The sequence below is a fragment of the Streptomyces brasiliensis genome, assembly GCF_014647875.1.
GTDB lineage: Bacteria > Actinomycetota > Actinomycetes > Streptomycetales > Streptomycetaceae > Streptomyces > Streptomyces brasiliensis.
The window spans coordinates 141,397-154,080 of record NZ_BMQA01000013.1 but is presented as its reverse complement, the minus strand read 5'-3'; the positions used below and the strand labels follow the sequence as shown (position 1 = coordinate 154,080).

Below are 12,684 nucleotides of genomic sequence, written 5' to 3'. Positions count from 1 at the left end.
AGTCCTCGTGCGATCGCCCTCTCGTCGGTACGGTGACAGCGGCGCCGCGACGGCAGAGCACCCGCGGCTCAACGCCGTTGCAGGATTCCGGACTCCAGTGTCGAGGCGGTCAGGTGCCGGTATCCGACGCTGGTGAAGTACACGAGGAGCTCGTGGTCGTCCCGGCTCAGCAGGCGGCCCTCTCCCCAGAGCCGATGGCGCACCGGAACACCGCCGGAGACCGTCGGACGCGGTGCCGACGCGGCCCGCGCCTCATGGTCGTTGTCGCAGTTCCCGCAGGGCGGCGCGTAGTCCTCACCGAAGTACGACAGCAGCTCGGCACGACGGCACCGCGCACTCTCCGCGTACTGACGTGCCGCGTCGAGCCGACTGGCCAGGACCGCCTGTCGTCGCGCGTCCTTCTCCACGAGCTGGCGGGTCAGGTCCGCCGGGGCCGGATGCCGCGCCGGCTCGACGACTCGGTGCGCACCGGATCCGCTGAGCCCGATGAACCCGAGCTCCGCCAGCTCGTTGACCACCCGGTCGACGGCACGCGCCGATGCCTCGGCGGACCGCACCAGGTCCGCGACCTCGATGCGGCACCCCGCGTTCTCGAGGGCGTCGACGACGTCGTGGAGCGTCTCCTCGCCGAGATGCGTACGGGCCGCGAGGCTGCGGGGAATCCGGATGGTGCGGGGATCGTGCACGAGGACCGCGGCAGCCGGCTCGCCGTCGCGGCCCGCCCGCCCGATCTCCTGGTAGTAGTCGTCGATGCTGCCGGGCACACCGGCATGCACCACGCTGCGGATGTCCGGCTTGTCGATGCCCAGACCGAACGCGCTGGTCGCGACCACGACGTCGAGCCGCCCCGAGAAGAACGCGTCTTGCACCTCCGACCGCTCCCGTGCCGCCATGCCCGCGTGGTAGGGAGCCACTTCGAAGGCGTCGAGGCGCAGCCGGCCGGCCAGGGACGCGCAGCGCGCGCGGGTGAGCGCGTAGACGAGGGCGGGGGTGTCCTGCTGGATCAGCACGTCGACGCACCGGTCGTCGAGAGCGCGCGCCTCGGGCTCGCTCGGCTGCGTCCGTCGTACGGCCAACGAGATGTTCGGCCGGTCGAAGTCCGCGACCACCACCTCGGCCGACCGCATGTCCAGGCGGCGCGTGATGTCCGCCTGGACGGCCGGTGAGGCCGTGGCGGTCAGCGCGAGGACCGGTGGCCTGCCGAACTCGGTCACGGCGTCCGTCAGCCGCAGATACTCGGGCCGGAACTCCTGACCCCACTCGCTCACCAGATGCGCCTCGTCGACGACGAACAGACCGATGCCCCGGGCGCCGCACCGCACCGCGGCCCGGGTCTCGGAGTTCGTGAGCTGTTCGGGCCCGACGAGCAGGAAATCGAGGTCGCCCCGGGAGATACGCGACAGGGTGTCCTGCCGTTCGTGCCCCTTCTGCGCGGAGTTCAGCAGCGCGGCTCCGACGGTGCGGCCGCTGCCGTAACGGCGTCCGGCGAGCGAGCGGATCTGGTCCCGCTGCAAGGCGATCAAGGGCGAGACGACCAGCGTGAGGCCGCCGAGCGACAGACCGGCCACCTGGTAGATCGCGCTCTTCCCGCTGCCCGTCGGCAGGACCGCCAACGCATCGCGGCCCGCGACGACCGCGCCGACGGCCTGCCGCTGGGAGGGCCGCAGCGTGAAGTCGAACAGTGAGTCAGCGACCTCCGCGACCGTCAGGCGAGATTCAGGCATACGCGACAATGTACTCAAACGTTCCGAGCCGGAAGGAGGACGTCGTCATGAACACGCCTCCGATCGTTTCTCCGCAGGAGTGGCAAGCCGCGCGACACAACTGCTGGTCGAAGAGAAGCAGGTGACCCGCGCTCGGACGGCAGGAGACCTGGGCGGACTCGCCGGAAGGCTATCCGCAGACCCCGCCGTACGTGCCGGCGCTGCCGCGCACGGCGGTGACGGCGGCTTCGACGACCGCGAGGGCGCGCAGCCGGGGCCCGGCGGCGATCGTGTCGGCGAGGGCGGTGCGGGCCGGGTCGAGGCCGTCCTCATCGTCGCCGTAGGCGTCGGCGACCTCCTGGGCGATGAGCTGCGGGGCGTTGGCGATCGGATGGAAGTCGAGGGCGAGGCAGTTGACCGCGTCGAGGATCATGTCGAGCTTGTCGCGGGTCAGTTTGCGATGCCGTTCGCTGCATCGCGGCCAGGAGATCTGAGGGTGCCGGCGAGGCGGGCTGAACTTCGCTCCGGCTGAAATGTGGTCATTCGTTTGGCGGAGTGCGGCGCGCGTCGGCTTGTGTGAACAGGCCGCGCCCGATGGTCTGCGTCACGTCAACCAGCCTGTCCGCTGTCAGCCAGCATCTCCGCTGGCGGGCGGCTACCTCGGGAGTTATCTTATCGTGCGCGCACGAAGCCTATCTGTCGCGGCCGCAGCCGCTGCTCTCGTCCTGGCCCAGCAGGGCCTCGCCGTCGCGGCGGACGACCCCAGCACCACAGTCACGTACACCGTCACGTCCGGCGCATTGACGCTGTCGGTACCGGCCAGCGCCAACCTCGGCTCGGGAGCGCCCGGCACCACGATCAGCGCGCCGATCGGCCCCGTGACCGTCACCGACGATCGCGCCCTCCTCTCGGCCTCCTGGACGGTAACCGCGGCGGAGACGGACTTCACGAACGACGGTGCGCCGACGATCCCCGCCACCGACGCTACCTACGATCCCGGGACGATTACGACGACCGGTACCATCACCGCCACCGGAACGTCCGTGACGCTGAGCAACTCCGCGCAGACGGTAGTCACCGGGACCGACGGGGTCGGAGACAACACCGCGAGCTGGAACCCGACCGTCGCCGTTCACGTGCCCGCCGGCACCGTCGGCGGGACCTACACCGGAACGCTGACCCAGTCCGTTGCCTGACGGAATGAAGGGTGCGCGCCGGTACTGGGTTCTGCTGCTGGCGCTGGCGTTCGTGCAGGCGGCCGGGGTGATGCCGGCAGCGGGACACGGAGCGCCCGGGGCGCCCTCCGGCCGGCACCCTGCTGCGGGCAGGACCATCGGTATCAAGCTGCTCGACGCTCCGGAAAGCCGCCGTGCCGATCCCAGGGCGCAGGCCTACATCGTCGACCACCTCGCGCCCGGCTCGACCATCGAGCGGCGGGTGGAGGTCACCAACGAGTCGTCCACACCGATGCACGTCAACGTCTACGCCGCGGCAGCCACCATCGCGAAGGGTAAGTTCACCTTCGCGCCGCAGCGCACCCCCAACGAGCTGACCGGCTGGACGTCACTCAATACGGCGGACCTTGAGCTGGCAGCCTCCGAAACGGCGCGGGTACGCACCACCATCCGGGTGCCCAGGGACGCCGCCGCCGGGGAGCGATACGGCGTCATCTGGGCGCAGACGGGCACCGGCACGGACCGCTCGCACAATCTGACGATGCTGGGCCGGGTGGGCGTCCGCATGTACATCGACGTCGGTCCCGGTGGTGAGCCACCCTCGGACTTCAAGATCGAGCGGCTCTACACGACCCGAGCCCGCGACGGGCGGGGGGAGGTTCGCGCCCGGATCCACAACACGGGGGGCCGTGCCCTGGACATCAGCGGGGCACTCTCCCTTTTCGACGGGCCTGCTGGACTGCGCGCTGGACCGTTCTCGGTCAAGACGGGCACCACACTGGCTCCGGGCGACCTTGGGGAGGTGGTCGTCCCGCTGGACGCACGGCTGCCGGACGGCCCGTGGACCGTGGCGCTCACACTCAAAAGCGGCCTGGTCGCGCACACCACGCGCGCCACCATCACCTTCCCGACGACTCCCAGTAGCGCCGGAGCAGTCGCCGCGTCGGCCGCCCAGCAAGAGCACTTCCCCACCCCTGTGGTCGCCGGGCTCTCAGCCCTCGCCCTCACCGCTCTGTGCCTTCCGCTCTCCAAATTCCTCCGGCGCCGCCGGTGACCACTCCGACCGAGCCCCGCAGCCGGCTGATCTGCTCGGTGGGTGACGCATGACGTCGTCATCGAGCGCGTCACCGCTCCTTTTGCGCCGTCGGCACCCTTGCCGGCGCTCCGACCTCGGCGCACCACTCGCCCACCCGCTGTGTTTGTCGAGTCTCGTGTGCTCGCCGCGATCACCGTCGTGTCGTATGCGCGAGCCCACTCGCGGAAGCGTAAAGATGAGCATCTACGGCTTGTTATCGACGGTTTGGAAGCGGAGATGTCGGTGTTCAGGCATGGGAGAGGGCGGGCTGGAGCAAGCCGCGGCACGGGAGGTACGGGCGGCATGTTCCGATTGCGGCTGAGGGTGCGGACCCGCAAGACGGGGGCAGTCATGATGGCCAGGCTGGCCGTCCTGGCGATCGTCCTGGCCACAGCGGTGCCCGGGTCGGCGACGACCGCCTCGACGGCGGCCCAGGCCGACGACGGGACGGTGCCTGTGAACGACACCTTCACCACCACCGGCCACACCGAACCCAGTGGAACCGCCACCACTGACCCCGGCGGCACCGACAGCACCGACAGCACCGGCCTCACATTTACGGTCGTCCCAGCTCCACCCTCCCTGACCATCGCCAAGAGGCACGCGGGCACCTTCATCCGGGGCGAGGACGGCGTTTACACCATCACTGTGGGTAACCGCACCGCGGCCGGCCCGACCAATGGCACCACGGTCACCGTCCACGACACCCTCCCCGCAGGTCTTCGGGCCTACAAGATCACCGGCAAGGGATGGCACTGCACTCTGGCCACCCTCACCTGCACACGCAGCGACGTCTTGCCCGCCGGGCACCGCTACCCGCCCGTCACCCTGAAGGTCCACGTCTCCTGCAACGCCCGTGCACGGGTCACCAACACCGCCACCGTCACCGGAGGCGGCGACACCACCACCCACACCGCCACCGACCCCACCACGATCAGGCACCACGGGCACCACGGCCACCACAGACGTCATGACCACTGCGATCGCCACGACCACTGACAACACCCAGCCCGCGTGGGCGTAGCGGAAGGCGTGCAGGTCCTCCGTCTCTGCCACAGCCGCTTCTGCTGGGGCCTGCGGCTGCACCTGGTGTGCACCGTGCAGGGCCTGCCGATCGCCTTCGCCCTGACCGGGGCCAAGGCCCACGAGCGCGAGACCCTGCTGGACCTGCTCGCGGCCGAACCGCACCTCGTCGCCGCCCGGCCCGGCCAGACCCTGATCGGCGACAAGAATTACTTCGGCCGTGACTGCGGACAAGAACTCGCCCGGCAGGGAATCCAGTTGCTACGACCGACCCGCAAGGGCGAACGGCAGCGGCCCGGCGGATCCCTGTTCAAGCCATTGCGGCAGGTCATCGAGTCGGTCAACGAGACCTGCAAGGGACAGCTCGACCTCGAACAGCACCGAGGACGCACACCCCGCGGTGTCATTGCCCGCGTCATACAGCGCATACTCGCGCTGACCGCCGTGATCTGGCACAACGATCACACCGGACAAGACACCCTCCGTTCGCTGACTTCGTATGATCACTGACCCCTTGGAATGGATCATCTAGGCTGTCCCCCGCAGCGGCACGACCCGAGGAGCGCAAGCGTGTTGGATCCGGCACCGGAGCACCCGTACCCCGACGCCCACCGGCCGGACGAGGAGCCCGCACCGCACGAGCTGCTCACACCTGTGCTCGGCCTCCTGGGCACCTGGCACGGCCGTGGACGGGGCGGGTACCCCACGCTCGACGGGGACTTCGCGTACGCGCAGGAAGTCACCTTCAGCCATGACGGCCGGCCCTTCCTGCACTACGAGGCCCGGGCCTGGCTGGTCGACGCCGACGGCGCGCCGCTGCGGCCGGCGGCCCGGGAGAGCGGCTGGTGGCGGCTGCAGCCCGAGGGCAGGGTGGAGGCGCTGATCACCCAGCCCACCGGCATCGCGGAGATCGCGGTCGGCCGGGCCGACGGCATCACGGTGGACCTCGCCACGCATGAGGTGGCCCTCACCCCCACGGCCAAGGAGGTCGACGCCACCCGCCGCCGCTATACCCTGGCCGACGGCGACACACTCGAGTTCGTCCACGACCTCGCGGCGGTCGGGCAGCCGTTGCAGCACCATCTCTCGGCGAGCCTGCGGCGCCTGCGGTGAGCCGTGCGGCCCGCACACCCCCGCCGTACGGTCCTTTTCATGGCACGGCAGAGCGTGCGGAGTCCCGAGGCGCACCTGCGCCGTGCCGATCGCGTTCTGTGGGGCGGTCATCGATGCGGCGGTACGCGAGGGCGGCGCCCTTCCGACGCCGGAGAAGTTCCTCGGCGACGATCCGGAGGAACTGCGTCAGGCGGTCGGTCCGTCCAGAGCCAAAGTGGCGTCCCAGCGTTCGCTCGCCGAGCACATCGTCTCCGGGGAGCTCGAACTGGAGCGGTTGCGCGACCTGCCCGACGCCGAGGTGGTCGCACAGCTGGTAGCCGTGAAGGGCATCGGGGCGTGGACCGCAGACATCTTCCTGATGTTCCGCCTGCGCCGGCCCGATGTGCTGCCGGTCGCCGACATCGGCCTCCGGCGTGCCGTGGAGAGGGCGTACGGACTGCCGGGGTCGCCGGGCCCCGCCGAACTCGAGAAGATCGCGGAGCCGTGGCGCCCCTGGCGGACGCCGGCCTGTATGTATCTCTGGCACATGGCACGGTGCACGCCCCCGGTCCAGGGGTTCCTCACGCGTTGCGGACTGCGAAGACCGCTCAGACGCGCCCCCGCGCCCCGTCCCGCCGGACGACGACCAGGGCCATGTCGTCGTGCAGCGCGCCGCCGACGTACTCCCGCACGTCCTCGGCAAGCCGTCGGACCAGGCACCCCGGCGCCAGGTCCGCGCAGTCCATGGCACGCTCGGCGAGCGGATAGAACTCGCCCTCGGCGTCGCGGGCCTCGCTGACGCCGTCGGTGTACAGCACCAGCCGGTCGCCGGCGTCGAACGGGAAGGTCGTCGTGACGTACGTGCAGCAGGGTGTCACTCCGAGGCCGATCGGCGGGGCGGGGTCGCACACCTGGAGCAGGGACGCGGTCGTGCCGTGCAGCAGGAGAGGCGGGGGATGGCCGCAACTGATCACATGGACGACCGGTTTGTCGTCGGGGATGTCCAGCAGCAGGGCGGTCACGAAGCGCTCGGCGACGTCGTCGTCGGTCCCGGAGAACTCGGCGAGGCCCCAGCAGACCGCGTCCTCCACGTAGGCCACCAGCTCCTGCAGCGGCATCGTGCGGTGGGCCGCCGCGCGGAACGCGCCCAGCACGACCGCCGTGTCGCTGATCGAGGCCAGGCCCTTGCCGCGGACGTCGCCGATGATCAGCCGGGTGGAGTCGGGGGTGCGGGCCACGGCGTAGAGGTCGCCGCCGATCCAGGTGTCGGCGTCGGCGCTGCGGTACGCCGAGGCGAGCGACACCGGCCCGGCCTGCTCCGGGAGAGGCCGCATGACGACCCGCTGCGCGGCATCGGACACCAGGCGCGCCCTGTCGAGTTCGCTTCTTCGCCGGTCCCGTACGTACGTGAAGATCACCAGGAAGACGGCGAGCGCGGCCAGAGCACACAGCTCGACGAGGACGCTCTCGGTGGTGAGGGTGCGGCGTTCCGCTCCTGCGGCGATCAGGGACAGCACCGACAGGCCACCGATCAGCGCGGTGATGCGCGGTCCCGTGCCGACAGCGGTGAGCGCAAGGCCCACGACCAGCAGATGCGCGATGTGCATGTCGGGGGGCAGGAACGCGTCGGCCACCGGGACGGCGACGACGAGCACCAGAGGAACGACCAGCCACAGCGGCTGTGGCACGGTGCAGCACAAGCCCCGCACCTTGCGTGCCAGAGCTGTCCTGATGGTCGCAGCGCTCACATGTTGCTCCGTACTCGACGTACTCGACGCCCTTCGCATGAGCAACAGTAAGCCGACCGGCAGCCGTCCCTGCACGGCCGTGACCGGTCACAGACTCAGTGCGATCGCGGCTCCCACACCGCCGAGGCCGAGGGCTACGGCCGCCTCGCCCCAGCCGCCCTTGCCCCAGGGCAAGAGCCGGTCCAGGGCGAGCCGGCCCGGACCGATGGCCGCGACGGCCAGGGCCACGACGCAGATGGTCACGTTGTACTCCACTCCCCCGTCGGCGTCCCACAGACCGTGCGCGCCGGAGACGGTCACCATGGCGTTGAGCATCACGCCGATCAGGGCGGCGGCCGCGAGGGGCGTGAGCAGTCCGAAGGCCAGACCGAGGCCACCGAGGAATTCGGACAGACCGCCGATCACGGCATAGACCTTTCCCGGGTGGAAACCGAGGTCGGCGAACACTTGCCGGTCGCCGTCAGGCCGTTGCCGCCGAATGCGCCGAACAGTTTCTGGGCACCGTGCCCGGCCATCAGCAAGCCGACGGTCAGTCGAAGTAGCAGCAGTCCCCAGTCGGCGGCGGACGCCGGTGGCGCGGCGGTGCCGTCTGCAGGCGATCCGGCGGGGGACGTACGGGCGGAACGGGAGAACATTCGGTTCACATGCATGTCAATGATCCGGAAGGAACGCCGGAGAACGAGCGATACCCCCAGCTCGGGCAGACACCGAGACACCGGCCGGCGACGGACCCCGCACGAACCGCGGTCTCCGTTCTCCCGATCCTTCGACGATGCATCCGCGCACGGACAGCGACCCGGGACCACCGGAGCCGAGGTCGGCGTACAGCGCCCGTTCACCCGACTGGCCTACCGCCGCCGACGGCGCCATGGGTGTCACCCTACCCGGACACGCCGCTCCAGCCAGGCGGGGGAGGCCGTCGAGTGATGCCGGCGCGACGGGCTCGCGGCTGGTGTGCGGTTTCGGACCGCGGGCATCCGGGTGACGATGGCGACAGGAGGCGCCGGTACGACGCCCGCCGGCCCCTCTGCCCTGCGTGCCTGCTTCCGCGCCACGTGGTCACCGCGACACGCGGCAAGCCGTACAGGGAGGCGACCATGGTTCTGGCCCTGGTTGTTCCGGTACTGATGCTCGCGTTGCTGCTGGGGATGGACCTGTTCGAGGAATTCCTCTTCGGCTCGAAGCCGACGCCCCCACCACCCCCGTCCGACGGAAGCGACGGCACGCCCCCGGCCATCCCTGAGCAGCCCCCGCGCCGCCCGGGCTGACGAGACCCTGTCCGGAACACATCGGCACCGTCCGGTTGTTCATCTCGATGCTTGATCGCGCAGCCAGTGCCCTCGAGCGCAGGGGCGTCTCCTCCACGGAGCGGACGCCCTCGAAAGAGGCCTCCGTGAAGATGCCGTCGGTACATCAAACAAGGACAGGACGTTCATGTTCCACCGCATTCTCGTCGCCATCGACGCCGGTCCCACCCGCCACTCCGCCGTGCGCCTGGCCGGTGACCTCGCCAAGCTGACCGGCGCCAAGGTCAACGTGCTGCACATCGCCGCGTCCGCGGCCACCCTCGCCGCCGTCGTTCCCCTGGAGGACGACGCGGAAGCCAAGGCGGTCGTCGAGGAGGCCGTCGCCGCGCTGCGCGACTCGGGCGTCGACGCCCAGGGCACCGTCGGCAGCGGTCTGACCAACCAGATCGCCGAGACCATCTCCACCACCGCGGAGGAGTTCAAGGCCGACCTCCTGGTCCTCAGCCCGCACCACCGCGGCACGCTCGAAGCCCTCATCAACCCCCGCATCAGCGACGCGGTCGCCCACGCCAGCCGCATAGCCGTCCTGCTGGCCCCCGAGGACACCGACCAGAAGTAGCTCCGGGTGAGTGTCCGGCCGGGGAAGGACGCCTGCTGCACCGCGCCCTCCCCCGGCCGGACACGGCAACACCCTGCCTTGAACGTCGACTCCACGGCTTGAAGCTGACTGCCGAGCAGGAACTACGTGCCACACGACGGCCGGAACGCCGTGGGCGCCGAAGACCCGGTCATCACGCACGCCCGGCCGCGAGGAGCGCGTCGCGGACACGTACGACGTCCGGGTTGTCGGGTCTGTCGGGGCGCTGGACGAGATACGCCGTGTTGATGGGTGGGTCCTCCGGTTCGTGGAGGGGGACCAGGATCCCGGAGGCGAGTTCGTCCTGGCAGAGATAGCGGGGCAGCACCGTGAAGCCGGCTCCCGCGGCGACGGCGGCGAGCACCCCGCGCAGGTCCGGGACCGTGACGGCGGCGGGGCAGGACAGGCGGGTGCCGAAGACGTGACGCCAGTAACGCCGGGCGATGGGCAGGTCTTCGGCATATGCGACGAGTGGGACGGGGCGCAGTGCGGCCGGGCAGTCCGTGGTAAGCCCTTCTTCGAGGCGTTCCGCCCAGGATGGAGCGGCGACCAGGACGAACTCCTCGTCCATCAGCGGTACCGCGGTCAGGGCCCTGCCGCGTGGGCGGACGGTCGCGATCACCAGGTCGTGGCGTCCCGTGCGCAGTTCGTCCAGGAGCGGATCGGTCAGGCCCGACGACACGCGCAGGCGTACGCCGTCACGGACCAGTGGGGCGAGGGTGGGCAATACGCGGGCGCACAGCAGCTCGGCGGGACCGGCGAGATGGACCGGAGCCTGCCGCTCGGTCGCCGCCGCCCCCACCCCGGTCGCTGCGGCGAGCGCGTCGAGCGGCGCGGCCACGCGGGTGGCCAGGTCGTGGGCGACCAGGGTCGGTGCGACGCCGCGCGGCAGACGTTCGAACAGTTCGCGTCCCGTCTGCCGCTCCAGCGAACGGATCTGGGTGGTCACCGTCGGCTGCGACAGGCCGAGCAGTCCGGCGGCCGCGGTGAACGAGCCGGACCGGTACACGGCCAGGAAGGTGCGCAGGAGGTTCAGATCCGAGACGGGTGCCGCCGCACCCGGGCCATCGGAATCCCTATGTCTCACAGAGCAAGCCTAGGTGATTCGTATGGCGAGGCACGGGCGTCGGTCGGTGGCCACCGGGAACCAGGGATGGCCAGGTCGTCGGCGTACGGGTGCGGCGCCTCTGTGCGCCAGGCCCTCGCTGACGAACGGGCCGCAGGAGTCGGCGGTGTCGATGAAGGTGACGCCGAGTTCGACGGCGCGGCGCAGGCGCGGTCCGCCTCGTCCGGGTCCTCCGGGTCCTCCGGGTCGCTCCGGACACCGGGGCCGCTGAGCTGCACGGCGCCGGAACCGGCACCTGGATCGATCACTGACACGGCTCCACCGCGAGGCTGTGGTCGGTGGCCGGAGGCGCGGTGGCCAGCAGGCCGGTGAGGAGGGCGCCGGTGGCCGGGGCGAGCAACTCCCTTCCGCCGTGCACCGATTCGAGTCCGGTCACCAGGGCGATCGCGATGTCCGCTGCCCGGCCGGGTTCCGTCCCGGCGGCCGTACCGGCCTCGGCGAACAGGCCGACGAGCAGGCACCGCAGGTTCCGGGTGAAGGCGGTGCGGATCTCGCCGAAGAGCCGGGCCTTCTGGTCCAGCAGTCCGGCGGTGTGGGGTGAGGGACCGCTGAGGTCGAGAACGAGGTCGAACTTGGCGGCGAGAACGCCCCGGATGCGTACGGCGTACGGGGCGTCCTGCGCCGCCGCCAGCCGGGCCCGGGCGAGCGCCCGGTCGTGGAGGCGGGCGGCGAGCTGCCGGAAGGCGTCGTCCTTGCTGCGGACGTACTGGTAGACCGCCGACCGGGAGACGCCCATGGTGGAGGCGATGTCGTCCATCGTGGTGCGCCGTACGCCGTACCGGGTCAGGCAGTCGTACGTGGCGTCCAGGACCTCGTCGAGCCGGTCGGCGCCCATGGCTCAGCCCAGCTTCTTGAGGACCTCCGCCGCCAGCGGGGCGGCCGAGGCCGGGTTCTGGCCGGTGACGAGGTTGCGGTCGACGACCACGTGCGGCGCCCACGGCTCGCCCACCTGCACGTCCACGCCCGCATCGCCGAGCCGCGTCTCGAGGAGCCACTTGGCCTTGTCGGCCAAGCCGGCCTGCGCCTCTTCCGCGTTGGTGAACGCGGCCACCTCGTATCCGGCGAAGGCGTTGGAGCCGTCCTCGGTGACGGCGGCCAGCAGCGCGGCCGGGGCGTGGCAGACCACGCCGAGCGGCTTGCCCGAGCCGAGCGTGTCGATCAGCAGCCTGCCGGACGTGCTGTTGACGGCCAGGTCCTCCATGGGGCCGTGGCCGCCCGGGTAGAAGACGGCGTCGTAGTCGTCGAGCCGGACGTCCTCGAGGCGGATCGGGTTCTCGAGCTCGTTCATCGAGTCGAGCGCGGCAGCGATCTTCTCGGCGCCCTCCTGTCCTCCGTTGAACTCGGGCGCGAGGCTGCCCTTGTCGACGGTGGGCACGACGCCGCCGGGGGTGGCTACGACGATCTCGTGTCCGGCGGCCTTGAACGCCTCGTACGGGGCGACGGCCTCCTCGGCCCAGAAGCCGGTCGGGTGCTTGGTGCCGTCGGCGAGCGTCCAGAAGTCGGCGCCGGTCAGCACGAAAAGGATCTTCGACATGATCGTGTTCTCCAGAGGGCGGGCCTCGTCCGGTGAGGCCCACGAATGGGGGGTCGCCCGCTCCGGCACGCCGCGTCCGGCGGACGCTTGGCAGCTGACGCTGTGCGCGCAGATCGTCAGTGCGGCGACGTCTTCGACGCTATGCCCACCTCCGGACAGATTCCAATGAAGAACCCGATGCCTGCCATTGGCGTTCCGATGGCTCGGCGGGAATATCCGCGCGGCATGCTTGACCTGCGGCGATGCCCCTGTGCGACGTGACCTGCAGGGTCAGGGGAACGGGCGAGGGGCGACCGCCGAGGCCGGCCGAGTGACAGTCGGCTC

Annotated in this window: 12 protein-coding genes and 3 pseudogenes; 8 read left to right on the top strand and 7 right to left on the bottom strand. The window is 70.7% G+C overall.

Translation table 11 applies throughout. From position 1 onward, the window contains the following. Positions 1 to 68 precede the first annotated feature (68 nt). Together IEZ19_RS21640 and IEZ19_RS21635 are read right to left on the bottom strand one after the other, a co-directional pair. On the bottom strand, positions 69 to 1,724 hold the full coding sequence (locus IEZ19_RS21640) for a RecQ family ATP-dependent DNA helicase (protein WP_189312882.1): 1,656 nt from the start codon (positions 1,722 to 1,724) through the stop codon (positions 69 to 71). 169 nt (positions 1,725 to 1,893) lie between these two features. Then, entirely contained in the window at positions 1,894 to 2,136 is a 243-nt protein-coding gene (locus tag IEZ19_RS21635; RefSeq protein WP_189312881.1) for a hypothetical protein, read from the bottom strand. A gap of 244 nt (positions 2,137 to 2,380) precedes the next feature. Between IEZ19_RS21635 and IEZ19_RS21630 the strand changes: the two genes are divergently transcribed. From IEZ19_RS21630 to IEZ19_RS53515, 6 genes and pseudogenes are all read left to right on the top strand, one after another. Further along, a complete protein-coding gene (locus IEZ19_RS21630; RefSeq protein ID WP_189312880.1) occupies positions 2,381 to 2,899 on the top strand; it encodes a WxL domain-containing protein in 519 nt (172 codons plus the stop codon). A 4-nt stretch (positions 2,900 to 2,903) separates the two neighbouring features. Further along, the gene (locus IEZ19_RS21625; RefSeq protein WP_189312879.1) at positions 2,904 to 3,932 is read left to right on the top strand and encodes a COG1361 family protein; all 1,029 of its coding nucleotides are present in this window, start codon (positions 2,904 to 2,906) and stop codon (positions 3,930 to 3,932) included. A gap of 324 nt (positions 3,933 to 4,256) precedes the next feature. Next, positions 4,257 to 4,952: a DUF11 domain-containing protein gene (locus tag IEZ19_RS21620; RefSeq protein ID WP_189312878.1), complete on the top strand. Its 696-nt coding sequence runs from the start codon at positions 4,257 to 4,259 to the stop codon at positions 4,950 to 4,952. A 54-nt stretch (positions 4,953 to 5,006) separates the two neighbouring features. Continuing rightward, positions 5,007 to 5,486 (top strand): annotated as a pseudogene (locus tag IEZ19_RS21615) (transposase); the annotation flags it as partial. Positions 5,487 to 5,546: 60 nt separating this feature from the next. Beyond that, positions 5,547 to 6,089 carry a heme-binding beta-barrel domain-containing protein gene (locus IEZ19_RS21610; RefSeq protein WP_189312877.1) on the top strand — a complete coding sequence of 181 codons (543 nt, stop codon included), beginning with the start codon at positions 5,547 to 5,549 and terminating at the stop codon, positions 6,087 to 6,089. Between the two features lie 82 nt (positions 6,090 to 6,171). Next, positions 6,172 to 6,570 (top strand): annotated as a pseudogene (locus IEZ19_RS53515) (DNA-3-methyladenine glycosylase family protein); the annotation flags it as partial. A 106-nt stretch (positions 6,571 to 6,676) separates the two neighbouring features. Here the strand turns inward: IEZ19_RS53515 and IEZ19_RS21605 are convergent. Then, positions 6,677 to 7,816: a PP2C family protein-serine/threonine phosphatase gene (locus IEZ19_RS21605; protein WP_229840525.1), complete on the bottom strand. Its 1,140-nt coding sequence runs from the start codon at positions 7,814 to 7,816 to the stop codon at positions 6,677 to 6,679. Between the two features lie 87 nt (positions 7,817 to 7,903). Continuing rightward, a pseudogene (locus tag IEZ19_RS21600) lies at positions 7,904 to 8,331 on the bottom strand (DoxX family protein). Between the two features lie 582 nt (positions 8,332 to 8,913). On the opposite strand from IEZ19_RS21600, the gene IEZ19_RS21595 reads away from it, so the two are divergent. Both IEZ19_RS21595 and IEZ19_RS21590 read left to right on the top strand, forming a co-directional pair. Beyond that, complete coding sequence (locus IEZ19_RS21595) at positions 8,914 to 9,084, top strand: hypothetical protein (RefSeq protein WP_189312875.1); 171 nt, start codon at positions 8,914 to 8,916, stop codon at positions 9,082 to 9,084. Between the two features lie 166 nt (positions 9,085 to 9,250). Then, on the top strand, positions 9,251 to 9,682 hold the full coding sequence (locus IEZ19_RS21590; RefSeq protein ID WP_189312874.1) for a universal stress protein: 432 nt from the start codon (positions 9,251 to 9,253) through the stop codon (positions 9,680 to 9,682). A gap of 172 nt (positions 9,683 to 9,854) precedes the next feature. Here IEZ19_RS21590 and IEZ19_RS21585 read toward each other — a convergent pair whose 3' ends face one another. The 3 genes from IEZ19_RS21585 to IEZ19_RS21575 all read right to left on the bottom strand — a co-directional run bounded on the left by IEZ19_RS21585 (position 9,855) and on the right by IEZ19_RS21575 (position 12,360). Next, positions 9,855 to 10,787 carry a LysR family transcriptional regulator gene (locus IEZ19_RS21585; protein ID WP_189312873.1) on the bottom strand — a complete coding sequence of 311 codons (933 nt, stop codon included), beginning with the start codon at positions 10,785 to 10,787 and terminating at the stop codon, positions 9,855 to 9,857. A 283-nt stretch (positions 10,788 to 11,070) separates the two neighbouring features. Next, positions 11,071 to 11,661, bottom strand: coding sequence for a TetR/AcrR family transcriptional regulator (locus IEZ19_RS21580; RefSeq protein ID WP_189312872.1), 591 nt, complete (start codon positions 11,659 to 11,661; stop codon positions 11,071 to 11,073). A 3-nt stretch (positions 11,662 to 11,664) separates the two neighbouring features. Further along, positions 11,665 to 12,360, bottom strand: a complete 696-nt coding sequence (locus IEZ19_RS21575; RefSeq protein WP_189312871.1) for a type 1 glutamine amidotransferase domain-containing protein — start codon at positions 12,358 to 12,360, stop codon at positions 11,665 to 11,667. Between the last annotated feature and the right edge of the window lie 324 nt (positions 12,361 to 12,684).

Excerpts from the sequence above, each read along its gene's own strand:
- IEZ19_RS21640 (WP_189312882.1), bottom strand. The coding sequence starts at position 1,724 with ATGCCTGAATCTCGCCTGACGGTCGCGGAGGTCGCTGACTCACTGTTC.
- IEZ19_RS21635 (WP_189312881.1), bottom strand. The coding sequence starts at position 2,136 with ATGATCCTCGACGCGGTCAACTGCCTCGCCCTCGACTTCCATCCGATC.
- IEZ19_RS21625 (WP_189312879.1), top strand. The coding sequence starts at position 2,904 with ATGAAGGGTGCGCGCCGGTACTGGGTTCTGCTGCTGGCGCTGGCGTTC.
- IEZ19_RS21620 (WP_189312878.1), top strand. The coding sequence starts at position 4,257 with ATGTTCCGATTGCGGCTGAGGGTGCGGACCCGCAAGACGGGGGCAGTC.
- IEZ19_RS21595 (WP_189312875.1), top strand. The coding sequence starts at position 8,914 with ATGGTTCTGGCCCTGGTTGTTCCGGTACTGATGCTCGCGTTGCTGCTG.
- IEZ19_RS21590 (WP_189312874.1), top strand. The coding sequence starts at position 9,251 with ATGTTCCACCGCATTCTCGTCGCCATCGACGCCGGTCCCACCCGCCAC.
- IEZ19_RS21580 (WP_189312872.1), bottom strand. The coding sequence starts at position 11,661 with ATGGGCGCCGACCGGCTCGACGAGGTCCTGGACGCCACGTACGACTGC.
- IEZ19_RS21575 (WP_189312871.1), bottom strand. The coding sequence starts at position 12,360 with ATGTCGAAGATCCTTTTCGTGCTGACCGGCGCCGACTTCTGGACGCTC.